Annotated in this window: 21 protein-coding genes; 11 read left to right on the top strand and 10 right to left on the bottom strand. The window is 70.0% G+C overall.

Annotation, left to right across the window (positions count from 1 at the left end; all coding sequences use genetic code 11):
• The first annotated feature begins 25 nt into the window (after positions 1-25).
• Positions 26-637 (top strand): DUF6517 family protein, encoded by a 612-nt coding sequence (locus BMZ83_RS01520; protein WP_074874897.1) that lies wholly within the window; start codon positions 26-28, stop codon positions 635-637.
• Between the two features lie 42 nt (positions 638-679).
• A complete protein-coding gene (locus BMZ83_RS01515) occupies positions 680-859 on the top strand; it encodes a DUF7836 family putative zinc-binding protein (protein ID WP_074874895.1) in 180 nt (59 codons plus the stop codon).
• Between the two features lie 22 nt (positions 860-881).
• Here the strand turns inward: BMZ83_RS01515 and purD are convergent, their stop codons facing one another.
• Together purD and rocF are read right to left on the bottom strand one after the other, a co-directional pair.
• Positions 882-2,189 (bottom strand): phosphoribosylamine--glycine ligase, encoded by a 1,308-nt coding sequence (gene purD, locus BMZ83_RS01510; RefSeq protein WP_074874893.1) that lies wholly within the window; start codon positions 2,187-2,189, stop codon positions 882-884.
• A 73-nt stretch (positions 2,190-2,262) separates the two neighbouring features.
• A complete protein-coding gene (gene rocF / locus BMZ83_RS01505; RefSeq protein ID WP_074874891.1) occupies positions 2,263-3,198 on the bottom strand; it encodes an arginase in 936 nt (311 codons plus the stop codon).
• Between the two features lie 292 nt (positions 3,199-3,490).
• Here rocF and BMZ83_RS01500 point away from each other — a divergent pair, with 292 nt between their 5' ends.
• The 3 genes from BMZ83_RS01500 (at position 3,491) to BMZ83_RS01490 (ending at position 6,452) form a co-directional block, all read left to right on the top strand.
• On the top strand, positions 3,491-4,855 hold the full coding sequence (locus BMZ83_RS01500) for an amidohydrolase (RefSeq protein ID WP_074875347.1): 1,365 nt from the start codon (positions 3,491-3,493) through the stop codon (positions 4,853-4,855).
• 177 nt (positions 4,856-5,032) lie between these two features.
• On the top strand, positions 5,033-5,431 hold the full coding sequence (locus BMZ83_RS01495; RefSeq protein WP_074874889.1) for a DUF5805 domain-containing protein: 399 nt from the start codon (positions 5,033-5,035) through the stop codon (positions 5,429-5,431).
• On the top strand, positions 5,421-6,452 hold the full coding sequence (locus BMZ83_RS01490) for a tyrosine-type recombinase/integrase (RefSeq protein ID WP_074874887.1): 1,032 nt from the start codon (positions 5,421-5,423) through the stop codon (positions 6,450-6,452). Before BMZ83_RS01495 ends, BMZ83_RS01490 begins: the two co-directional genes overlap by 11 nt.
• A 108-nt stretch (positions 6,453-6,560) precedes the next feature.
• Here BMZ83_RS01490 and BMZ83_RS01485 read toward each other — a convergent pair whose 3' ends face one another.
• Positions 6,561-7,235, bottom strand: coding sequence for a plastocyanin/azurin family copper-binding protein (locus BMZ83_RS01485; RefSeq protein WP_074874885.1), 675 nt, complete (start codon positions 7,233-7,235; stop codon positions 6,561-6,563).
• 150 nt (positions 7,236-7,385) lie between these two features.
• Between BMZ83_RS01485 and BMZ83_RS01480 the strand changes: the two genes are divergently transcribed.
• Positions 7,386-8,417 (top strand): ABC transporter substrate-binding protein, encoded by a 1,032-nt coding sequence (locus BMZ83_RS01480; RefSeq protein WP_074874883.1) that lies wholly within the window; start codon positions 7,386-7,388, stop codon positions 8,415-8,417.
• A gap of 44 nt (positions 8,418-8,461) precedes the next feature.
• Positions 8,462-9,175 (top strand): ABC transporter permease, encoded by a 714-nt coding sequence (locus tag BMZ83_RS01475; RefSeq protein WP_166623241.1) that lies wholly within the window; start codon positions 8,462-8,464, stop codon positions 9,173-9,175.
• Here the strand turns inward: BMZ83_RS01475 and BMZ83_RS01470 are convergent, their stop codons facing one another.
• Complete coding sequence (locus BMZ83_RS01470) at positions 9,176-9,928, bottom strand: ABC transporter permease (RefSeq protein ID WP_074874881.1); 753 nt, start codon at positions 9,926-9,928, stop codon at positions 9,176-9,178.
• Positions 9,925-10,713, bottom strand: coding sequence for an ABC transporter ATP-binding protein (locus BMZ83_RS01465; protein ID WP_174955656.1), 789 nt, complete (start codon positions 10,711-10,713; stop codon positions 9,925-9,927). Before BMZ83_RS01465 ends, BMZ83_RS01470 begins: the two co-directional genes overlap by 4 nt.
• Before the next feature lie 181 nt (positions 10,714-10,894).
• Between BMZ83_RS01465 and BMZ83_RS01460 the strand changes: the two genes are divergently transcribed.
• Positions 10,895-12,064 (top strand): outer membrane protein assembly factor BamB family protein, encoded by a 1,170-nt coding sequence (locus BMZ83_RS01460; RefSeq protein ID WP_241729516.1) that lies wholly within the window; start codon positions 10,895-10,897, stop codon positions 12,062-12,064.
• A gap of 25 nt (positions 12,065-12,089) precedes the next feature.
• On the opposite strand, the gene BMZ83_RS01455 is transcribed toward BMZ83_RS01460, so the two are convergent.
• The 3 genes from BMZ83_RS01455 to BMZ83_RS01445 form a co-directional block, all read right to left on the bottom strand.
• Positions 12,090-12,716, bottom strand: a complete 627-nt coding sequence (locus tag BMZ83_RS01455) for an RAD55 family ATPase (RefSeq protein WP_074874879.1) — start codon at positions 12,714-12,716, stop codon at positions 12,090-12,092.
• A gap of 45 nt (positions 12,717-12,761) precedes the next feature.
• Complete coding sequence (locus tag BMZ83_RS01450; RefSeq protein ID WP_074874877.1) at positions 12,762-13,394, bottom strand: MinD/ParA family ATP-binding protein; 633 nt, start codon at positions 13,392-13,394, stop codon at positions 12,762-12,764.
• Positions 13,395-13,460: 66 nt separating this feature from the next.
• Positions 13,461-13,832, bottom strand: a complete 372-nt coding sequence (locus BMZ83_RS01445; protein WP_074874875.1) for a YlbF family regulator — start codon at positions 13,830-13,832, stop codon at positions 13,461-13,463.
• 157 nt (positions 13,833-13,989) lie between these two features.
• Here BMZ83_RS01445 and BMZ83_RS01440 point away from each other — a divergent pair, with 157 nt between their 5' ends.
• Together BMZ83_RS01440 and BMZ83_RS01435 are read left to right on the top strand one after the other, a co-directional pair.
• Entirely contained in the window at positions 13,990-15,003 is a 1,014-nt protein-coding gene (locus tag BMZ83_RS01440) for a sodium:calcium antiporter (protein ID WP_074874873.1), read from the top strand.
• Positions 15,004-15,063: 60 nt separating this feature from the next.
• Positions 15,064-16,422 (top strand): hypothetical protein, encoded by a 1,359-nt coding sequence (locus BMZ83_RS01435; RefSeq protein WP_074874871.1) that lies wholly within the window; start codon positions 15,064-15,066, stop codon positions 16,420-16,422.
• On the opposite strand, the gene BMZ83_RS01430 is transcribed toward BMZ83_RS01435, so the two are convergent.
• Positions 16,419-17,063 carry an alpha/beta hydrolase gene (locus tag BMZ83_RS01430; RefSeq protein WP_074874869.1) on the bottom strand — a complete coding sequence of 215 codons (645 nt, stop codon included), beginning with the start codon at positions 17,061-17,063 and terminating at the stop codon, positions 16,419-16,421. The two genes, BMZ83_RS01435 and BMZ83_RS01430, sit on opposite strands and share 4 nt — an antisense overlap.
• A gap of 65 nt (positions 17,064-17,128) precedes the next feature.
• On the bottom strand, positions 17,129-18,691 hold the full coding sequence (locus tag BMZ83_RS01425) for an ABC1 kinase family protein (RefSeq protein ID WP_074875339.1): 1,563 nt from the start codon (positions 18,689-18,691) through the stop codon (positions 17,129-17,131).
• A gap of 176 nt (positions 18,692-18,867) precedes the next feature.
• On the opposite strand from BMZ83_RS01425, the gene ileS reads away from it, so the two are divergent.
• Positions 18,868-22,020: an isoleucine--tRNA ligase gene (ileS, locus tag BMZ83_RS01420; RefSeq protein WP_074874867.1), complete on the top strand. Its 3,153-nt coding sequence runs from the start codon at positions 18,868-18,870 to the stop codon at positions 22,018-22,020.
• The last annotated feature ends 63 nt before the right edge of the window (positions 22,021-22,083 follow it).

Raw genomic sequence — 22,083 nt, 5'->3', positions numbered from 1 at the left:
TGCCCGTTCCCGGGAAGCGTACTCCATGGAGCTAACTCGCCGAGCAGTCGGTACGTTAACGGTCGCCGGGATCGCGGGACTGGCCGGCTGTAGCGGATCGACGAGCTTCAGCGCCGAGTTCGCGGTGACCGACACCGGCGACACGGGCTACGAACGGACCGGCCAGCGCGAGCCGACCATGAGCCGGACGTTCGCGGGCCAGGACGTCGAGATCACCAACACCGTGACCGAGTACCGGAAGGAGATCGACCTCGGGCCGCTCGGCAGTTCGGACGTCGGCGTCTTCGCGGCCTTCACCTCCCCGCAGGTCGGGGTCGCGGGCCAGACGTTCAACCCCATCTCGAACATGAGCAACAAGGAGCTCGCCCAGCGCTTCCAGCAGCGGTTCGACGGCATGAGCGACGTGAGCCGCGAGTCAGAGGAGGAGGTCGACGTGCTCGGTTCCACCCGGACCGTCACGAAGCTCTCCGCGACCGTCACCGTCGACGGCAACGAGGTGCCGGTGTTCCTGCTCATCGCGAACTTCAACCACGAGTCGGACGTGGTGGTCCCCATCGGCATCTTCCCGCAGGAGCGCGAGGACGAGGAGGGACCCAACGTCCGCCAGCTGATGGCGAACATGACTCACCCCGCCTGATCCGCGACAAGCTTTATCGGCCGCCGGGTCCCACTGAAGGACATGGTCGAAGCGTTCGTCCGTCTACTGTGTCCGGAGTGTAACAAAGAGTGGGAGTCGAACCCGAGCGACCTGCCCGACACCGACCAGAACCTCAGCTGCCCCGACTGTCACGCGACCCGCCGGCTCGCACAGTTCATGCGGACCGATCGCGACCTCGAAGTCGTCCAGCAGTTCGAGTAGTAGCCTCCCCTTTTCGGACCTCTCAGTCCCGTAGCGACGCCATGTGGTCTACCCGCGACCGGACCAGCGCCTCGGTCCCGATGTCCTCCCTGATCCGGAGTCCCTCGCCCGCAGCGTCGAGCGCGTCCGAAGCGATCCCCTCCGCCGTCGGGATGTCGTCGCCGAGCCCGACGACCGCGAACGATCGCGAGGTCGTGGTGAACAGCCCTGCCTCCCGGGCGTCGACGGAGGCGTAGAACAGCAACGCGTCGCCGCCGTGGGCCGTCGCGGCTGCCTCGACCGTCGCCTCGTCGACCTCGATCTCGGCGCCGGAATCGGGATCCGTCGGGTAGCCCGCCGGGACCGCGTACTTACAGACCGTCGCGCGGTTCGCGAACCGCGGTTCCGGGAGGCGCTCGCCCTCCCGGGCGGCGACAACGACGTCGAGCAGCGGCGTCTCCATGACCGGGAGCACGTTCATCGCCTCGGGGTCGCCGAAGCGGGCGTTGAACTCGACCACCGTCGGCCCCTCGGCAGTGAGCATGAACTGGCCGTACAGGACGCCCGTGTACTCCGGGAGCGCGCCGACGGTCGCCTCGAGCACGTCGACGGCGTCGTGGTAGTCCTCCTGCGTCATGAACGGGAGCGTCGGCCCGGCGTCGCTGTAACTCCCCATCCCCCCGGTGTTCGGCCCCTCGTCGCCCTCGTAGGCGCGCTTGTGGTCCTGGACGGCGGGGGTCGGCCGGACCTCCCCGTCGGCGACGAACGCCTGAACGGTGAACTCCTCGCCCACCAGTCGCTCCTCGATCACCCACTCGTCGTGGTCGCTCCCGCGAACGTAGGCGGCGGCCTCCTCGTGGCTCACCTGGTCGCCGGTCACTCGGACGCCCTTCCCGCCGGTGAGTCCCGTCGGCTTGACCGCCACGTCCTCCCCGACGGACTCGACGTAGTCGGCCGCCGCCGCGGCGTCGTCGAACGTCTCGAACCCGGGCGTCCCGGGGATGTCGTTGTCGGCCATGAACTCCCGTTGGAACGCTTTGTCCGTCTCGATCCGGGCGGCGTCGGCTGTCGGGCCGAACGTGAACACCCCCGCCGCGTTCAGCGCGTCGGCGGCACCCGCCGCGAGCGCCGCCTCGGGCCCCACGACCGCCGCGTCGGCGCCGACGGACTCGGCGTACTCGACGACGGCGTCGGTGTCAGTCTCCTCGGCCGTCTCGGTTCCCGCCGCCAGCGCGGCGATCCCGGGGTTGCGGTTGCTCGAAAGCGCGTAGACCTCGGCGTCGGGCGCCAGCGCACGCGTGATCGCGTGTTCCCGACCGCCGCCGCCGACAACCAGTACGGTCTCGGACATGCCCGGAGAGTATGAGCACGGGAGTGTAAACGTTGCTGTCCGATCCAGTCGAGAAATACACGAACGTGGGTATCTACAGGATGCGCTTGCCGAAGGCGCTGGCCGCGAGTTCGACGGCCAGTTCGGCGGTCTCGTTGTGCTGGTCGAGCGTCGGGTTGACCTCGACGAGCTCCATCGAGCGCATGCCGCCGTCCTCGGCGACCTGCTCCATCGCGTGGTGAGCCTCCCGGTAGTCGACACCGCCCCGAACCGGCGTCCCGACGCCGGGCGCGATCGTCGGATCCAGCCAGTCGAGATCGAGGCTGACGTGATACCCCTCGGTGCCGTCGCTCGCGACCGCCAGCGCGTCCTCGACGACGTCGGCCAGGCTCCGGTCGTCGATCTCCGACATCGTGTACGCGCTGATCGGGCTGTCCCGAAGGATCTCCCGCTCGGCGTCGTCGAGCGACCGCAGCCCCACGATGGCGACGTTCTCGGGGGCGAGACGCGGGGCGTTGGCCCAGTCGACGTCCTCCCACTCCCTGACACCCAGCAACGCCGCGAGCGGCATCCCGTGGACGTTACCGGAGGGTGTCGTCGTCGGGGTGTTCAGGTCGCCGTGGGCGTCGAACCAGACGGCGCCGACGTCGGCCTCCGCGGCGGCCCCGGACACGGTCCCGATGGCGATCGAGTGGTCGCCGCCCAACACCAGCGGCGTGTGCCCGTCCGCGAGCGACTCCCGGACCTCGCTCGCGAGCCGGCTACAGACGTCCTCGGTCTCCCGGAGGAAGCGGGCCTTCCCCTCGCTGGGCGTCCGGTAGTCCGGATCGCGCTCCTCAGCCCGCGGGACGAGTAGGTCCCCCGTGTCTTCGGTGGCCACCCCGGCCTCCGCCAACCCGTCACTCAGCCCTCCGTAGCGGATCGCTGACGGCCCCATGTCGACGCCACGGCGATCCTGCCCGTAGTCCGTCGGCGCGCCGATGACTCGCACCGACCGCCCGTCCCCGTCGAAGTTTCCGCTGTCGGCCATGTCGACGGGTTCGGGAGGGGAGCGGTTAGTCTTGGGGAATGTCCTGAGCGGTCGTCGCGAGAATTCGGTCGGCAGCCCGCTCAGTGATCAGTTCCGGCAGTCCGCCCGGCCCGGTTGGACGGGCGCGGGTTTTCGATATAGCGCTATGAAGTTTACAAGACACACCGACGACACCTCGGAAGCGCCGGAACAGGCCTCACTCACCGCCGGCCGAGGAGTTAAGCCCCCGCCAGCCCCCGCTCGGGGCGTGAAACAGCGACTGTTCGCGGACGTCGACGACTTGGCCGAACGGATGGACGAGCTCGCCGTGGAGCAGTGGGAGCACCCGGAGCTGGGCCTCCACGAGGAGCGAGCCAGCAGGCTGCTCCGCGAGACGCTCGACGCGGCCGGCTTCGAGATCGAGGCGGGCGTCGGCGACATGCCCACGGCGTTCGTCGCGAGCTACGGATCCGGCGACGGACCCACCATCGGGATCCTCGGGGAGTACGACGCGCTGCCGGGGCTCTCACAGGCCGTCAGCGCGGAGCGGGAGCCGATCGAGGCCGCCGGCCCGGGCCACGGCTGCGGGCACAACCTGTTCGGCACGGCGGGCGTCGGCGCCGCGATCGCCGTGTCCCGGGCGCTGGAACGGGGGGATGCCGACGGCGAACTGCGGTTCTACGGCTGCCCCGCCGAGGAGACGCTGGTCGGCAAGACGTTCATGGCCCGGGACGGCGTCTTCGACGACCTCGACGCCGCCGTCACCTGGCACCCCAGCGATCACACCGCCCCCCAGCGCGGGAGTTCGCTCGCGCTCGACTCGCTTTCCTTCACCTTCGAGGGCGAGAGCGCCCACGCCGCGGCGTCGCCGGAGTCCGGCCGGAGCGCGCTCGATGCCGTTCAACTCCTCAACACGGGCGTCGAGTACATGCGCGAACACGTCCCCGAGGAGGTGCGCGTCCACTACAACGTCCAGGAGGGCGGCGACGCGCCCAACGTCGTCCCCGCCGAAGCCTCGGTCTGGTACTTCGTGCGTGCGCCCACGCGCGAGGGCGTCGAGCGCGTGACCGCGTGGCTGCGCGAGGTCGCCGACGGCGCGGCGACGATGACCCGGACGACGGTGAGCGAGCGGTACTACACGGGCTGTCACCGACTGGTCTCCAACGGCGCCATCGCGGACACGTTCCGCGAGAACATGGCCGAACTCGGGGCGGTCGAGTTCGACAGCGAGGAGCACGAACTCGCCGGGGAACTGCAGGAAACCTTCCCAGAAGGCGCTATCGAGGACAGCCTCTCGGAGTTCGAACCGCCACACGACGAGGCCGCCGCCGACGCCGCACTGTACGGGGAACCGATGGACGCCTTCGACGACGGCGAGACCGGCGGCGGCTCGACCGACGTGGGCGAAGTGAGCCAGATCACGCCGACGGCACAGTTCCGCGCGACGACGTGGGCACTCGGCACTCCGGGCCACTCCTGGCAGGCCGTCGTCGCCAACGGGGACTTCGGCCGGTCCGCGGTCCCCTACGCCGCCAAGCTGCTGGCCGGCACGGCGCTGGATCTACTCACTGACGACCAGCGACTGGCTGCGGCCCGGGAGGAGTTCGAAGGGGAAGTGGACGGCTACGAGAACCCGCTTCCCGAGGACGCCGACCCGCCGTTCGAGCTCACACGGTAATCGACGTTAGCGGGACCGGACGACGAGAGCAGCGTAATCGACCTTGCCGGCACCAAATGATCGAAATAAACGCAACCGGTACCAGCTTTCGGCGGGTGTTCGGTCCCCACCGCGAGGATTAAGGCCCTAATCCTCGCTTCCGGTACGTTAATGTGGCCCGCGACAGAGCCACGACCCATGGGCGCAGACGCCGACAGCGAGACGGTCCAGGTCAAGACGCGAGTCCCTGCCCACCAGCGCGAGGCGTGGCGCGAGGCCGCCGACGAACTCGGGATGAGTCAGAGTGAGTTCGTCCGGACGATGGTCCAGGCGGGCCGCAGCGGCTTCGAGGCGGCCGACGAGTCCGGGGGACCGAGTAACCCCGAGCAGGGCGGTTCTCCGGGCGCCGACCCCAGGGGTGACGGCCTCGAAGCGCGGGTCCACGGGACACTCTCGGCCGACGAGGCGGTCGACTGGGAGGAACTGGTTGACGCGGTCCTCGGGGACTTCGAGGACCGGCTCGACCGGATCACCCAGGAGTCCGAGGCGATCCGCTACAGCGGCCGGAAGGGGGGGTACGTTCTCGATGGCGAGTAGGCAGGCGGATCCCGAGGTGGCCGATCCGATCGACTACTACCTCGAGGACATGGAGATGCACGGTCGGGCCGAGCGCACCCGTGACGCCTACGAGCGGGTTCTCAGGGGGTTCGCCGCCTTCCTCGACGACCGCGGCGTCGACGCCGGATCGGCCGGCCACCGCGACTGTCTCGCGTGGGTCCACTCGGTGCGGGACGAGCTCTCACCGAGCACCGTCGCGACCTACGCGACCACCGTCAACCGGTTCTACGACTACATGAACCGGGTGGGCGCGTTCGACGAGAACCCCATGGCGCTAGTGATGGAGGAGATGGACGAGTCCATCGAGAAGGACCCCGAACGGCGCGACGTGGACGTGGCGACGATGGGGGAGTTCCTCGGGCGGATCCGCCACCCGCTCCACCACGCGGTCGTCCTCACGCTGTTGAAAACCGGGATGCGCGTGGGCGAGCTCTGTAACCTCGACTGCCGGGACCTCCGGTTGGCGGACCCCGGACTCGAGGGGTACGACCTCGACGGCCGGCCCCAGCTGGACGGCCGCGGCGACGCGGTCTACGTCGACAGCGCGCCCGCCCGGGGCGAGGCCTACAACGGCGAGGTCCGGGAGGAGTCGAACAAGCGCAAACGCTCGACGGTGATCCCCGTCGACGACGAACTCCGACGGTCGCTCCGACGCTGGCTGGCGATCCGCCCGGATACCCCGAGCGAGGCCGACCCGCTGTTCGTCTCGACGGCCACCGACTGGGGCCGACGACTCTCCGCCAGGGCGGTACGACACTACGTTCGCGGGTACGCCGAGGAGATGGGCTGGTACGAGACCGGCGCCGGCGCGGGGGAGAACGTCACGCCCCACTACTTCCGGCACTTCTTCACCACCCACCTCCGGGATCGGACCGGCGACAGGGGCATCGTGAAGTACCTCCGCGGGGACGTGGCCAGCGACGTGATCGACACGTACACCCACAACTGGGGGGACCAGGTCCGGGAGACGTACCTCTCACACGTCTACCGGTTCGACTGAGCGCCGACGTGTAAATCGTATTCCGCGATATCGAAATCGGGTGTGGCGGGACGGGTCACCACTCCCGAGAAGACGCGTCGAAAAATCGCCGCTGCACCCCGTGAGGGGTTACTCGTCGCGGTTACGGTAGGCCCGCAGCAGCGCGCCGGCGCCGATAGCCGAGAGCGCGCCGGTCGCCGTGAACCCGGGGCCGCTGGCCTCGGTGGTCTCGTCGTCGGGGGCGGCGGTCGCGGTGTCCGTCGGCGTGCTCTCCGGCGTCGCCGTCTCGTCGCTACCGGTGAACTCGTCGTAAGCGATGGATCCCTGCTCGACGATCGCGCTCGATTCGGGCACGTCGCCGTGTTGGGGGCTGCTCCCCTCGGCGGGGCCGCCGGGCTCGCTGACGACGAACCGGCCGACCATCCCCAGCGACTGGTGGGGCATGCAGTAGTAGTCGTACGTGCCTTCCGTGGAGAAGGTCAGTTCGTGTGAGCCCTCGCTGATGACCTCGGTGTCGAAGGTGTCGGCGCCCTCCGGGATGCGCTCGTCGTAGGAGACGACGTTGTGGGAGCCGCTCTCGATCGTCCACCGGATCGTGTCCCCGGGCTGGACGTGGAGCCCGACGGGGTCGAAGTAGTACTCGCCGTCGTCGCTCGAGACCATGCTGACCTCGTGGGTCTCGCCGCCGGTTGCCGTCTCCGACTCCTGTGCGCCCGCTGAACCGGCGACGACTGACGTCGCAACGACACCGGCACCGATCGTTCGCAGGAGGGACCGTCGGCTCGCGCTGTCTGGTACTTTCACGGTCACGCACTACGGCTGTGAACCGTTTATCGGTTCCGTTATCGGACCCCGGTATCGGCCGAATTCGGGCGAGAGAGAGTCTGTAATGCGTTACCACGCCCCAGTCGGCTATCCGCTACGTTTATTTCCGACGGGACCCCGGTAGCGGCCGTGTCACGGACCAGACGCTCGGTCCTCGCCTCGCTCGGCGCCGGCGCCCTCACCGCCGGCTGTGTCGGCCTCCCACGGGGCGGCTCCGACAGCGTGAGCCTGCTGTTGAACTGGACGCCCAACGGGCTGCACGTGCCCTACTACGCGGCCAGAGCGCAGGGGTTCTACGAGGAGGAGGGGATCACCGTCTCGGAGATCCGCGGGGGCGACGGGTCGGATTTCGCCGCCCGGCAAGCCGGGCTGGGGAACACGGAGTTCGCAGTCACGAGCAGCGATCAGGTGCTGCTGACCGACGGCGGCGGCGTCGACGTCACCTCGATCGCGGTGATGATGCAGCGAACCCCGACCGTCGTGTTCGCGACGCGGGAATCGCTTGGCGAACCGCTCGACGATCCCGGGCAGCTCGCCGGCACGCGTGTCGGGACGGGCCCGGGGATGGTGCGGAAGCTGACCGAACTGTACCTCGAGGCCGTCGACGTCCGTGAGGAGGTCGAACTCGTCGACGCCGGCTACAACACCGTCCAGCGCCTGCTCGACGGCGACGTCGACGCCGCGGGCGGCGTGTTCGGGGACGCCATCGACGCTCGCTATCAGGGCGCGACCGTGGACAGCCTGCAGGTCGCCGAGCAGGTCCCGGCCTACGGCCACCTGCTCGCGACCGCCCCCGACTACGCCGCGGAGAACCCCGAGACGGTGCGCGCGTTCCTCCGGGGGACCGCCCGCGGCGCCGCGTGGGCGACGAACAACCCCGAAGCCGGCGTCGACGCCGTCGTCGACGCCAACGAGAGCCTCGCCGAGGTGCGCGAACAGACACGGGCCACGTGGGACCGGATGGCCGAAGCGCACGTGGTCGGACCTGCCGTCGAGGCGCACGGCTGGGGCTGGCACGAGTCCGCCCCCTGGACCACCGTCGCCGACGCGCTCCGCGAGGCGGACTCGGGCGAGGTCGCCGATCCCGCCGGCGTCTGGACCAACGAGTACCTCGACACGGACGACGAGTACGTCGGCGAGTACGCCGAACGCGTCTCGTGATCCCTCGCTCCGGACTTGTCGGACGGGTCGGGCCGCCCGCCGTGGTGTCGCTCGTCCTCCTCGGCTGGTGGCACGTGGCCGCGGCGACGACGCCGCGGATACTCCTCCCGGCCCCGGCGGCGGTCGTCGCCACCGTCATCGCCGAGCCGTCGACGTTCGCCCGAGCAGTGGCGATTTCGGGGTTCACGGCGGCCGGGGGGCTCGGCCTCGGTTCGGTGATCGGGCTCGGCCTCGCGTTCGTGGCAGTTAGCTCCGCCCCGGGTCGGGCGGTCGTCGAACCGACGGTCGTCGGGTTCCGGATCGCACCGCTGACCGCCGTGGCGCCGCTGGTGTTGCTCTGGTTCGGGACGGGCGTCCCGGTCCGGGTCCTGCTCGTCTCCCTGATGACGACGTTTCCGGTCACTGTCGCCTCGATCGATGGGCTGGCGTCGACGCCCCAGGCGTCGCTCGACCTGTTGGCCTCCGTCGGCGCGTCGGAGTGGCAGACGTTCCGCTCGGTTCGCGTGCCGGCGGCGCTCCCGAGCGTGTTCGCGGGGGTGAAACTCGGCGCCGCGCTCGCGGTGACGGGGACGGTCGTCGCCGAACTCCTCGCGCTGCGGGGCGGCCTCGGTGCGGGCGTCTGGGAAGCGGGCCGGTTCGTCCGGACGGCCGAACTGTTCGCGTACCTCATCGTGATCGCCCTCTTCGGAGTGGCGTTCTACGGGACCGCAGCGCTCCTCGAGCGAGCCGTGAGGCGGCGTTGGGGGATCGCGGACTGATCACGCGACGGCCCGACGGAGGCGCGAACCGAGCAGGCCGACCGCGCCGTAGAGCGAAAACCCGACGAGGAACACGACCGACAGCGCGGCGAGTAACACGTCGGGGCGGACGTTCTCGGCGGCGACGAGGATCAGGTAGCCCAGCCCGCTGTCGGCGACGAACCACTCCGCGAGCACGCTTCCCACGACGGCCAGCGTCGCCGCCTGTCGGAGGCCGCCGACCACGTCGGGAACGGCGTAGGGAAGCCGTATCGAGAGCAGGACGCGGTGTCGGGGGGCGTCGACGGATGCCGCGAGGTCGAGCGCTGCCTCGGGGGTCTGCCGGAAGCCGGCGGCGGTGCTCACGGCCATCGGGAACAGCGTCATCAGCGCCACGAACGCGATCCCGGTGGCGAACCCGGTGCCGAAGTAGATCAGCAGCAGCGGGGCGATCGCGACGACGGGGAGCACGCGTGCCGCGATCAAGTACGGCGAGACCGCCCGCCAGAGCGGCGGCAGTTCGCCGACGGCGACACCGAGCACGAACCCGGCCAGCGAGCCCGCGGCGCCGCCGACCAGTACCTTGACCGTCGTCGCCACGGCGGCGTCGGCGTAGAGCCCCGGATCGCCCGCGAGGCGTCGCCCCACCGCGAGGGGGTGGGGAAGCAGGTACGCCGGCACGTCGAACAGGCTCACGAACCCGGCCCAGAGGACGACGGCGCCGACGAGGGTCACGGCGGGGTACGCCCACTCGGGAAGGCGACCGGCGGTCATCTGTCGGGGTGTGTGTCCTCGGTGCGGTTCTGCCGGAGTACCCGCCTGATGTCGGCGACCTGGTCGGCGAACGCGGGCGTGTCCATCGTCGCCTCCTCGCGGGGTCTCGGGACCGAGACGGACACACGGTCGACGATCCGTCCGGGGTCGTCGGCCATCACGATCACCCTGTCGCCCAGCAGCACCGCCTCCGGGACGCTGTGGGTCACGAACAGCACCGTCCGGTCGGAGTCACGCCAGCTATCGAGCACCGAGGCGGCCATGTCGTAACGCGTGAGTTCGTCGAGTTCGCCGAACGGTTCGTCCATCAGCAGCGTCGACGCACCGAGGTGCATCGCGCGAACGATGGCGACGCGCTGGCACATCCCGCCGGAGAGCTCCCGGGGATAGGCGTCGACGGCGCCGCCCAGTCCCGCGGCGACGAGGCGCTCGCGAGCACGGTCGCGATCGGGGTCCCGACCGGCGAGTTCCCGGAGGAAGGTGACGTTCTCCAACGCCGTCTTCCAGGGGAACAAGGTGTGGGACTGGAAGACGACGCCGAGGTCGCCGGCCGCCTGCGCCGACTCGGGGGGATCGCCGTCGACCCTGACTTCGCCCGCAGTGGGTGACTGGAGCCCGCCGACGCTCCGGAGCAGCGTGGTCTTCCCACACCCCGAGGGCCCGACGACGGTGACGAACTCGCCGGCGTCGACCGACAGGGAGACCGAATCGAGCGCGAGCACGTCGTCGAACCGTACCGTCAGCTCCGTCACGTCGATCACGGCGTCTCCCTGTCGGCGGCTCATTTGTCGGGGTGATGGGCCCACTCCGGAAGGACGTAACGGTCGGTTCAGTTGCCGCCCCGGTCTCTCGGCGCGGTGTCCTTCGACAGTTGCGTGTGGGGCTAATCCAACTCGTAAATCGTTATTCGCGATAGCGAACCTAATGGTCGCAAGGTTCAACTTGTCGCCGCGGGGTGTCGAGTGTATGCCCTCCACAACGCGTCGGGACCTGTTGGCCGCGCTCGGGGTTGGCGCGGCGCTCTCCGGCTGTCTGTCGGTCGGCTCGGCCTCGAACGACCTCGGGACAGTCGACGGGAAGTGGCCGATGGACGGGCGGGACGCCGGCCACGCGCGCCGCGTCGACGCCGGCCCGAGCGAGCCGACCCGTGTCTGGCGGACCGAGTTCGACGACGTTCGCGGGGTCAGGACGCCGTCGCTGGCCGACGGCGACCTGTACGTCCCCGCCGACGCCGTCAGCGGGACGGCGCGCTCCCGATACCGACTGTACGCGCTGTCGGCCGGCGACGGGGAGCTCCGCTGGCAGGTGCCCCTCCGCGTCCAGCCCAACGGCGCCCCCGCCGTGAGCCCGGACCGAATCGTCGTCGGTGCGAAGCGATCGACCGAACGCGGCCGCGTCGTCTGTTTCAACCCGCGATACGGCGAGGAGGAGTGGCTCAACGACGTGGCGGCCCGCCTCACCGCGCCGCCGACGGTCGCCGAGGGCGTCGTGTACGTCGGCGACTGGCGGGGTCGCGTCCACGCGCTCGGCGCGCTGGCGGGGGACGTGCGGTGGACCCGCCGGATCGACGCCGGCGACGGCGGGCGAACCTTCCCGAACGCGGTCGCCGTCCACGACGGCACGCTGTACCTCGGCTCGGCGTCCGGGAACACCGGCGTCGTCGCCCTCGACGCCGACACCGGCGAGGAGCACTGGCGAGTCTCGACCGGTGCCGTGACCGAGGGGCCGGTGGTGACGGAGGACCTCGTGGTCGTTCGAAGCCACGGGATGGTGACCGCGCTCGATACCGACGGTCAGCACCGCTGGACGGTCAACGTGCTCGAACCCGACCCGCGGGCAGTAGCTGTCGGGGACGAGCGCGTGTTCGTCCCGGCGGGCGACCGACTCTACGCGATCGACCGGGACGGCGAGGAGGCGTGGCGTCACGAGGTCGACGACGGCCGGGTCGGGACGCCGACGGTCGCCGGCGACGCGGTGGTGTTCCGCGACGGCGATCGTGGCCTCACTGCACGGGCAGTCACGGACGGCAGAGAGCGGTGGACGGTTTCGACGGACGGGGGCGGGCAACCGATCGTCACGGACGGGGCGCTGTTTCAGTCGAGCAGCAGCGGCGTGATCGCCCGCGGCGAGAACTGAGGGTGTGGGGTCGGGAGGATGCGCGTCAGGCGATGTCCCGCGAGGTGTCGATGTTGACGCTCTCGGCCAGCCGGAGCTTGATCGGTTCGGCCAGCGCCTTGCCGCCGCGGAACTTGGGGACGACGAGACGGTTCTCGATCTCGGCGTTGGTGATGGTCGTCCGCAGGTCGAACACCACGTCGGCGACGTGGGCGGTCACGTCGCGGTTGTCCGGCACGTCGACGCCGTTCAACCCGTGCAGGATCGCGAGCCCGCCGGTGTTCACCATCACCGTCTGGAGCTCGTTGAGGAAGCGCCGGAAGCGAGCGCGGTCGTAGCGCTCTAAGCTGTCGACCACGTCGATGATCAGCGTCGCCCCCTCGGGGAGGGTACCGATCAGGCGGTTCGCCTGGTCCAGCGGCGCGTCGCCGCCCACGTCGCGGACGTTCGGGTCGCCGGTACGGGTGTTGGTCCGCTCGATGCCGTCGATGACGGCCTGATCGGACCGGACGGTCGTCAGGTACAGCGTCGGCCGTGCGGCCGTGAGTTCGTAGAGGAACAGCTCGGACTGGCTGGCGGGCTCCGCGGTGAGCAGCACGATAGAGCCCGCGGGGAGACCGCCCTCGAGCTCCCGGTCGAGGACGTTGATGCCTGTCGAGAGCCGCCGAGCCATGGGGAGCGTTACTCGTTTGGGGGGCAAAAGCGTTCCGTGCGGGTATCAGCCAGGGACCACGTCCGCCCGGTCCCGGAGCGCCGTGGCGGCCCGCTCGTAGCGTTCCCGGACCCGTCGGGCATCGAGCGGCCGGCCGTCGACCCTCGGGACGGCGGCGAGCACCGGACAGCCGAGCAGCTCGGCAGCGTTCGGGGGGCGAACGGCGGTACGGGTCAGCACGGCACCGACGACGGGCGTGTCGACCGCCCGGGCCATCGCTGCCGTCTTGGCGGCGTTCCGGAGCGCCGGGGCACAGGCCGTGCTGACCAGCACCGCCCCATCGGCGGCCCGCAGCGGCGTCGCGGCGTCGATGCCGGCACCTGCGGGGGTGTCGACCAGTACCGTCGATCGGGCAGGGGCACCATCCGCTTCCCAGTCCGCCCGGACCGCTGCCAACCGCTCGGCTGCCGGCGGGAGCTCTCCGTTGGGGACGGGGAGGACGCGACAACCGTGATCGGCGGCCAGTGGCGGGTCGTCCGTGGGGTCCTCGTTCGAGCGCGGAACGCGGGCGAGGGCGTGCAGGTCGGGCATGTCCCTGTCGGCGTCGACGACGAGCGGGCGGTCGGGGAGCGCGGCGGCGAGCCCGAGCGTCGTGGTCGTCTTCCCGACCCCGCCCTTGCCGCCGGCGATCGCGAGCATGGCGCTACTGGTCGCGTGATCCGGCAAGAAATCTCGGGGTCTCGACCGCCGCCGTCGCGTCGCGTGCTAGTCTCGACAGCAGCCGCCGGCTTCGCCGCCGAAGTCGACGACGAGCTCCGAGGAGATAGCGTTGTTCACCGCCTGCAGGCGGGCCTGCAGTTCCTCCTCGGCCTCGAGGTACTCGGCCATCTCCGGCAGCGAGTGGAGCTCGTGTTGGGCCTGCCGGACCTCGTCGACCAGTTCCTGATCGGCCTCGCCGGTCTGGCGGGCCGTGGTGAGCTCGGCGCGGAGCGACTCGAACTCGGAGATGCGCTGCTGGGCCTCCTCGCTCCCCTCGACGGCCCGTTTGGCTTCCTCGAAGCGCTCGTACTCGTCAGTGGCGGCGATCCGCTCCCCCAGTTCGGCGCCGAGGTCCTCGACGGTCTTGGCGACGCTCATACCCCCGGATTGGGGGTGCGCGCGTTTAGGGCTACCGAACGCGGCTGATCGGTGCCGGGGATCGGTTCACCGATCGCGGTGGGTACCCGAACTCGATCGAGCGCGCCCGTCGCCGTCGGACGGTGCCGTTTTGAGTGGGCCGTTTGAACGCCCGTCCATGTCGGTGCTGCTCGCGACCGTCGTCACGGTCGTCGCGACCGCCGTCGTCTGGCTGGGGTCGGATATGCTGGAGGAGGCCAGCAACCAGCTCGCCGGCCACTACGGGCTACCGCCGGTGATACAGGGGTCGGTCGTCGCCGCGATCGGTTCGAGCTTCCCCGAACTCTCCATCGCAGTGCTGTCGGTGGTGATCCACGACACGTTCGACCTGGGCGTCGGCGCCGTCGTCGGCTCGGCGGTGTTCAACGTGCTCGTGATCCCCGGCGTCTCCGCGCTGCTGGCCGAGGACGAGCTGAACGCCAACCGCGACGTGGTGTACAAGGAGGCGCTGTTCTACATGCTCTCCGTCGCCGCGCTCCTGCTTGTGTTCTCGCTGGGTGTCATCTACTACCCCCACGAGAGCGGCCGGCTGGTCGCGGATATCCCCCCGTGGCTCGGGATGCTCCCCATCGCGCTCTACGGGCTCTACGTGTTCATCCAGTACGCGGACACCGTCGAGTACGTCGCCGAACCGCTGACGGAGTCAGTCAACGTGCGACGACAGTGGGGGTCACTCCTGCTCAGCCTCGCGCTCGTGCTCGTCGCCGTCGAGGGGTTCGTCTACGGCGCCGACGTGTTCGCCACGACCCTCGGCGTCCCCGAGGCGGTCTGGGGGCTCACGGTCGTCGCCGCCGCCACCTCGCTCCCGGACACGCTGGTCTCGGTCCGCGCCGCACGGAAGGGCCGGGGGATCACCAGCCTCGGGAACGTGCTCGGGAGCAACGTGTTCGACCTGCTGGTAGCCGTGCCCGCGGGGATCGTGCTCGCCGGCGGCGCCGTGGTGAACTACGGCGTCGCAGTACCGATGATGGCGTTCCTCGTCGTCGCCACGGTGGCGCTGTTCACCATGCTCCGGACGGATCTCCACCTCTCGGATCGCGAGGCCACGGTGCTGCTCGGCGTCTACGCGGTGTTCCTCTCCTGGATGGTGCTCGAGACTGTCGGCGCGGTCGGGTTCGTCCCGGGGCTCTGAGGGGCCGGCGGTCGCGCCGTCGCCGGTGCGCTTTTGGAGTCGTCAGCCCAGTACCCACCAATGCCGCCGGTCTCCGTCGACGCGTTCGCGAGCGAGTTCCGCGGCCTCCCAGCGAGCGAGCGGACCGAGTTCGTCAGCGCGGTCTGGGCCGCCCGCGGCTGGGAGACGACCGTCGAGGCCGGCGTCGTCGTCGCAGAACGGGGCGACGACCGACGGCGGATCCGGGTCGCCGACCCCGGCCGGTTCGGGACCCCGGATCTGGACGGCGTCGACACGATCGTGGCCGCACGCGACCGCGAGGCCGTCCAGGCGGCCGCGGTGGAGGCGGGCGTCGCGTACGTCCCGCCCGCGGATCTGCGCGACCTGCTGCTGTACGGGATCGAGCGCGAGACCGCCGCCGAGATCTACGCGGAGGGGGTCGATCGACCGCTGGAGCGGACTGTCACAGACGAGGCGGACGAGGCGGGCCTCCTCGACACCGTGCTGGCGGCGATCCCCGCCCTCGGCGAGAACCGTCGAGCGATCGTGGCGATCCTGTTGGTCGTACTCGTCGGCGTCGTCGCCGCCGGCCCGCCGCTCACGGGCGGTGACGGCCCGACCCAGTCGCCGATCACGGTGGCCAACGGGACGCCGGAAGGGGCTGACGGGGGCGCCATCGGCGCCGAAAGCCCGACGCCGACGGCGATGCCGGGGCTCAGTCCCGGGGTCACGCGGGCGGGCGTCGTCGACCCGACGGCACTGGCCGAGGCCCACGTCGATGGCGTCCGGAACCGATCGCGGGTCGTAGCGTGGGAGCTCACGTCGCCCTCGGGTAGCTCGACGGGCGCGAACACGGTCCGGAACGCGACGGCGCGGATCGCGAACGCGAGTCACTACGCGCGACGGCGGGCGGTCGTTCGACCGGAGGACAACTGGTCGACCCGGGTCACGGACGAGACCTACGCCGGCGGGAGCGACGTGTTCCGCCGGATCAGCTTCCCGAACGAGACGCGGTACGCACGGTACGACCTCGCGGAGTACCCGGCGACGACGATCGACGCGAACGTCGAAACGTACCTCTACCGCTACTTCGTCGGCGCCGACGAGGCGGTCGTCACGTGTGCGATCGAGTACGACACCGACTGTCCGACGTATCGCGTCGAGATCGACGGCGACGCGCCGGCCCTCCTCGAGAGCGAGGTCGAGGAGTACGAGGCGCTACTGATCGTCTCCAACCGGGGCGTGATCACGACGATCCGGGCGAGCTACACGCTGCCCGACAGCGACGACGACGGCGAGCGCGAGCAGGTCCGGTTCGCGCTCGACTACCAGTTCGAGGCCGTCGACGTGACGCCGCCGGACTGGTTGTCCGCGGCCCGGAACGCGACCGCCACGGAGACGCCGACGACGGAGGACGGGACGGCGACGGAGACCGGTTAGTCGGACTGCTCGACGAACTCGGAGACGGCGTCGAGCTCGTCCGGGCCGATCCCGTGGCCGCCCGTGAAGGTCTCGAAGCTCACGTCGGCGCCGGCCTCGCGCATCCCCTCGGCGGCGGCCTCACACCGGTTCGCCGGGATGATCTGGTCGGCCGCGCCGGCGCCGACGAAGACCGGCTTGCCCGCGATGCCCTCGGGCGAGCGGTCGGCGTGGGACTCCGCGAGGTAGCCGTGGTGGGCGGCGACCCACGCGAACGTGTCGGGCTGTTCGAGGACGAGCGAGAGGCTGGTGATGGCGCCCTGACTGAACCCCAGTAGACCGAGGTCATCCGGATCCAGGTCGTAGGCGTCGACGGCGGCGTCGACGGACTCGGCGACGAGGTCGAGGCTGCGGCGGAACCCCTCGGGGTCGGGCTGGCTCGATTCGAGGCCGCCCGCCGAGAGGTCGAGGTCGTACCAGGTGTAGCCGCCCTGCAGGCGGTCGGGCGCGCGGAAACTGATCACGTGGCGCTCGCCGGGGAGCCGTTGGGCGACCGGCAGGAGGTCCTTCTCGTCGGCGCCGCGGCCGTGGAGGACGAAGACCGCGGCGGCTGTGTCGCTGTCGGGTTCGCGGTGGGCGTGTTCGAGCGGGACGTCGGCCATACCACGGGTTGGCGGGCGGGCGGTTTGAACGTCTCCCTCGCGGCACGGCGGCCGCCGACCGGCCACTAGCCGTGCCGGCGAGCCAGATAGGCGAGGAGGAAAACGGCGGCCAGGCCGCTCACCGGGACGGCGTACGGCGTGGCACCGAGTGTGAGAACGGCCGCGGCGACGGCCAACGCGCCCGCCAGCACCGCGTAGCCGAGCGCGGGGTCGCGCCGTGTGCCGTCGGCCGGTTCGGTTCGGACGACGAGTTCCCCGCGTTCGAGTTGGTCGAGCGTCAGGTCGAGGCGTGTCGGGAGCCGGGCCAGCGCGGGTATCGACTGCTGGGCGTCCGCCGCCGTCTCCCCGACGAGCGCCGCGAGTTCGTTCTCGATGAGTCCCCGTTCGAGCAGGAACTCCCGGACGGCCGCGAGGAAGTCGAACTCGGGATCGAGCTGTCGGCAGACCCCCTCGCCCACGGTCCCGACCCGGACCAGCAGCATCACGTCCGGCGGGATCCGGAACGGGAACTCACGGAGCGACCCCATCAGTTCGGTGATGATGGTGCGCCACGTCACGTCCGCGCGACCGGAGAGGTTCTCGACGACGAGTTCGAGCACGCGCCGGACCTCGGCGCGGTCGACGCTCGACTCGAGCACGTCGAGCGCGATCAACGCGTCGACGAGGCCGTCGAGGTCGCGCCGGACCAGCGCGCGGTAGAGGTCGACGACGTCCTCCTGAACGGCTCGTGGGAGCTGTTCACTCATCCCGAAGTCGAAGAGGAGCAGGCGCCCGCCATCGGTGACCGCGAGGTTCCCGGGGTGCGGGTCCGCGTGGAACACGCCGTCGACCAGTCCCATCTCGAGGTAGACCTCCGTGATCCACCTCGCCATCTCGTGTGCGTCGACGTCGACGCCCTCGAACGCGTCGTCGTCGGTTACCTTCCGGCCGGTCAGGTACTCCATCGCCAGCACGCGTTCCGACGAGAGTTCCGGGTAGCTGGCAGGGACGACGACCCGGTCGTCGTCGGCGACGTTCTCGCGGATCTCGTCCATGATCTCCCGCTCGCGGTCGAAGTCGAGTTCGTCGAGGACGATCTCCTCGAAGTCGTCGGCGACGTTCCGGACCGAGTACCGCTGGCGTTCGTCGAGGAACGGGGTGACGAGCGGGAGGAGGCCGCGGATCACGCGGAGGTCGCGCTCGATCATCGGCTTGAGCCCCGGGCGGCGGACCTTGAGGGCGATCCGCTCACCGTCGTACGCGGCCGTGTAGACGAACGCGAGCGACCCGCCCGCGACGCGTTCGAGCGTCGAGAGGTCGAGCTCGTCGCCGAGTTCCGCCTCCAGAACCGTCCGCGGGTCCCCGCCGGCGTCCTCGGGGATCTCGTCCTGGAGCGTGCCGAACACGTCGGTGTAGGTCGGCGGAACGATGTCGGGACGCGTGGAGAGCACCTGTCCGACCTTGATGAACGCGGGCCCGAGTTCGAGCATCGTGTCCCGGACGCGTTCGGCCCGCTCACGGTGCACGGCCTCGCCCACACGTCGACGCCGCCCGAACAACAGGAACCGACGCCGGTCGCGCAGGAAGGCGATCGCGAACGGAAGGAACCGGACGACGACTAACAGGTACCGCCGGACGAGCCCGGCCATCTCAGCGGACCCGCCGTCCACGGGTGCGCTCCGTCTGACTGACCATGCGCCGGGGTTCGGGGACGCACCGTATATAGGCTGGTGGGCGAACGCCGATTCTCCCGGTCCCCACGGCGATCCGACAGCGCGACTGCCGGACCACCGGGTTGATAAGCGCCCCAACACAGCCAAGAGGTATGGACGAAGAGGTCCCGGACCAGTACGACCCGCAGGCGGTGGAGGACACCGTCTCGGCGTACTGGGACGATCACGACGCCTACGAGCGGACCAAGGAGGCACACGCCGACGACCCGCCGTTCTTCTTCGTCGACGGGCCGCCGTACACCTCCGGGCAGATGCACCTCGGCACCGCGTGGAACAAGACCCTGAAGGACTCGGTGATCCGGCGCAAGCGGATGGAGGGCCACAACGTCACCGACCGGCCAGGCTACGACATGCACGGCCTGCCCATCGAGACGAAGGTCGAGCAGGAACTCGGCTTCGAGTCCAAACAGGACATCGAGGACTACGGGATGGAGAAGTTCATCGAGGAGTGCAAGCGGTTCGCCGTCGAGAACCGCGAGAACATGGACGAGGACTTCCAGTCCATCGGCGTCTGGATGGACTGGGAGAACCCCTACCAGACCGTCTCGCCGGAGTACATGGAGTCTGCCTGGTGGGCGTTCTCGCAGGCCCACGACAACGACCTGGTCGAGCAGGGCAAGCGCTCGATCACGCAGTGTCCCCGGTGTGAGACGGCCATCGCGAAGAACGAGGTCGAGTACCACCAGGTCGAGGACCCGTCGATCTACGTGGAGTTCCCGCTCGCGGTTCGCGAGGGGAGCCTCGTCGCGTGGACGACGACGCCGTGGACCGTCCCCGCGAACACGTTCATCGCCGTCGACGAGGCCGCGACGTACGCGAAGGTTCGGGCCGAACGGAACGGCGAGGAGGACGTGCTCTACCTCGCGACCGACTGCGTCGAGTCGGTGATGGAGAAGGGCGGCTACGACGAGTACGGGATCGAGGCGGAACTCTCCGGCGAGGAGCTGATCGGCTGGCAGTACGACCACCCGCTCGCCGAGGAGGTGCCGGATCACCCATCCTTCGTCGGCGCCGGCGAGGTGTACCACGCCGACTACGTCGAGACCGACCGAACCGGGCTGGTCCACTCCGCACCCGGCCACGGGCAGGAGGACTTCGAGCGCGGCGACGAGCTCGGGCTGGACATCTTCTGTCCGGTCGGGAGCGACGGCGTGTACGACGAGCGCGCCGGCGAGTACGCCGGCCAGTTCGTCCGCGACGCCAACGACGACATCATCGACGACCTCCGCGAGAACGGCCACCTGCTCGCCCACGAGAGCTACACCCACGACTACGGGCAGTGCTGGCGGTGTGACACGGACATCATCTTCCTCGCGACCGAGCAGTGGTTCATCACGGTCACCGACGTGAAGGAGGACCTGCTCGAGAACATGGAGGACAGCGAGTGGCACCCGCCCGAAGCGCGGGACAACCGCTTCCGGAACTTCATCGAGGACTCGCCGGACTGGAACGTGTCCCGGCAGCGATACTGGGGCATCCCGATCCCGATCTGGACGCCCGAGGGCAGCACGGCCGAGGGGACGACCGAGGACGACTGGATCGTCGTCGGCACCCGCGACGAGCTCGCCGAGCGCGCCGATCAGGACGTCGACGCCGACGAACTCGACCTGCATCGGCCCACCGTCGACGACCTCACGATCACCGAGGACGGCACGACCTTCACCCGCGTCCCCGACGTGTTCGACGTGTGGCTGGACTCCTCGGTCGCCTCGTGGGGGACGCTCGACTTCCCCGGCGAGACTGAGGCCCACGACGAGTTCTGGCCCGCCGACGTGATCGTCGAGGCCCACGACCAGACCCGCGGCTGGTTCTGGTCCCAGCTCGGCATGGGCACCGCCGCCGTCGACCGGATCCCCTACGACGAGGTCGTGATGCACGGGTTCGCGCTGGACAGCGACGGCCGGAAGATGTCCAAGAGCCTCGGCAACATCGTCACGCCCCACGAGGCCATCGAGGAGGTCGGCCGCGACCCGCTCCGGGCGTACCTGCTGAGCCACGACCAGCACGGCGCCGACCTGCGCTTCGAGTGGGAGGGGCTCCGCGAGATGCAGTCGACGCTCAACATCCTCTGGAACGTGTTCCGCTTCCCGCTCCCGTACATGGAGCTGGACGACTACGACCCCGGTGAGGCCGACCTGAGCGACGGCGAACTGAGCGTTGTCGACGAATGGGTGCTCTCCCGGCTCCAGACGGTCGAACAGGAGACCGAGGCGGCCTGGGAGGAGTACGCGGTCCACGACGCGCTCAACGTCCTGCTCGACTTCGTGACCGAGGACGTGAGCCGGTTCTACGTGAAGGCGATCCGCGAGCGCATGTGGGAGGAGTCCGACTCCGCGAGCAAGCGCGGCGCCTACGCGACGCTCTCGACGGTGCTGAACGAGGTCGTCCGCCTGCTCGCCCCCTACACGCCGTACCTCGCCGACCGGATGTACCAGACCCTCGACGGCGAGGCCGAGACGGTCCACATGCTCGAGGCGCCGACGCCCGACGACGACCTGCACGATCCCGACCTGGAGCGGAACATGGCCGTGCTCCGCGAGGTCGAGGAGGCCGCCGCGAACGCGCGCCAGCAGGGCGGCCGGAAGCTCCGCTGGCCCGTCCAGGAGGTCGTGATCGAGACCGACGACGAGGACGTTGCCGCGGCGATGCGCGACCTGGAGGAGCTGTTCCTCGAGCGCGTGAACGCCCAGGAACTCACGGTCACCGACAAGTTCGAGGACCTCGTCGAGATCGCGGACCCGCAGATGAGCGTCGTCGGGCCGGCGTTCGGCGGCGACGCACAGGACGTGATGGCCGCGGTCCGGGGCGAACCGCGGGAGGCCGTCGAAGGCGGCGTCGACGTGGACGGCGAGACGGTCGAACTCACCGACGAGATGGTCGAGTACGAGTCCGAACCGCCCGAGGGCGTCTCCGGCGCCGAGTTCGAGGGCGGCAGCGTCTACGTGAACACCGAACTCACCGAGGAGATCGAGCGCGAGGGGTACGCGCGGGACCTGATCCGCCGCGTCCAGGAGACCCGCAAGCGCCTCGAACTCGACGTGGAGGAGGAGATCCGCGTCGCGGTCGACATCGACGACGAGCGCGTCGCCGGGTTCTTCGACGATCGGCGCGACCTCGTGGCCGACGAGGTGCGGGCCGCCGAGTTCGTCGCGGTCGAAAACATCGACGAGGAGAACGGTCTCGTCGAGGAGTGGGGGATCGAGGGCGTCGACGTGACGATCGGCGTCGAGCCGGTCGACGACTGAGCCCCTCACCGACGAACTCGTTTGAACGATGGCGGGACCAGCCCGTCGCGTGACCTGGCCACT

It is taken from the genome of Halolamina pelagica, assembly GCF_900115675.1.
In the GTDB taxonomy this organism is placed as follows: Archaea; Halobacteriota; Halobacteria; order Halobacteriales; family Haloferacaceae; genus Halolamina; species Halolamina pelagica.
The sequence above is the reverse complement of the archived record's forward strand: the minus strand, read 5'-3'. Positions and strand labels throughout refer to the sequence as shown.

Bases quoted from the DNA above. Each gene is read 5' to 3' on its own strand.
- BMZ83_RS01520 (WP_074874897.1), top strand. From the start codon at position 26: ATGGAGCTAACTCGCCGAGCAGTCGGTACGTTAACGGTCGCCGGGATC.
- BMZ83_RS01515 (WP_074874895.1), top strand. From the start codon at position 680: ATGGTCGAAGCGTTCGTCCGTCTACTGTGTCCGGAGTGTAACAAAGAG.
- purD (WP_074874893.1), bottom strand. From the start codon at position 2,189: ATGTCCGAGACCGTACTGGTTGTCGGCGGCGGCGGTCGGGAACACGCG.
- rocF (WP_074874891.1), bottom strand. From the start codon at position 3,198: ATGGCCGACAGCGGAAACTTCGACGGGGACGGGCGGTCGGTGCGAGTC.
- BMZ83_RS01500 (WP_074875347.1), top strand. From the start codon at position 3,491: ATGGACGAGCTCGCCGTGGAGCAGTGGGAGCACCCGGAGCTGGGCCTC.
- BMZ83_RS01495 (WP_074874889.1), top strand. From the start codon at position 5,033: ATGGGCGCAGACGCCGACAGCGAGACGGTCCAGGTCAAGACGCGAGTC.
- BMZ83_RS01490 (WP_074874887.1), top strand. From the start codon at position 5,421: ATGGCGAGTAGGCAGGCGGATCCCGAGGTGGCCGATCCGATCGACTAC.
- BMZ83_RS01470 (WP_074874881.1), bottom strand. From the start codon at position 9,928: ATGACCGCCGGTCGCCTTCCCGAGTGGGCGTACCCCGCCGTGACCCTC.
- BMZ83_RS01465 (WP_174955656.1), bottom strand. From the start codon at position 10,713: ATGAGCCGCCGACAGGGAGACGCCGTGATCGACGTGACGGAGCTGACG.
- BMZ83_RS01460 (WP_241729516.1), top strand. From the start codon at position 10,895: ATGCCCTCCACAACGCGTCGGGACCTGTTGGCCGCGCTCGGGGTTGGC.
- BMZ83_RS01455 (WP_074874879.1), bottom strand. From the start codon at position 12,716: ATGGCTCGGCGGCTCTCGACAGGCATCAACGTCCTCGACCGGGAGCTC.
- BMZ83_RS01450 (WP_074874877.1), bottom strand. From the start codon at position 13,394: ATGCTCGCGATCGCCGGCGGCAAGGGCGGGGTCGGGAAGACGACCACG.
- BMZ83_RS01445 (WP_074874875.1), bottom strand. From the start codon at position 13,832: ATGAGCGTCGCCAAGACCGTCGAGGACCTCGGCGCCGAACTGGGGGAG.
- BMZ83_RS01440 (WP_074874873.1), top strand. From the start codon at position 13,990: ATGTCGGTGCTGCTCGCGACCGTCGTCACGGTCGTCGCGACCGCCGTC.
- BMZ83_RS01435 (WP_074874871.1), top strand. From the start codon at position 15,064: ATGCCGCCGGTCTCCGTCGACGCGTTCGCGAGCGAGTTCCGCGGCCTC.
- BMZ83_RS01430 (WP_074874869.1), bottom strand. From the start codon at position 17,063: ATGGCCGACGTCCCGCTCGAACACGCCCACCGCGAACCCGACAGCGAC.
- BMZ83_RS01425 (WP_074875339.1), bottom strand. From the start codon at position 18,691: ATGGCCGGGCTCGTCCGGCGGTACCTGTTAGTCGTCGTCCGGTTCCTT.
- ileS (WP_074874867.1), top strand. From the start codon at position 18,868: ATGGACGAAGAGGTCCCGGACCAGTACGACCCGCAGGCGGTGGAGGAC.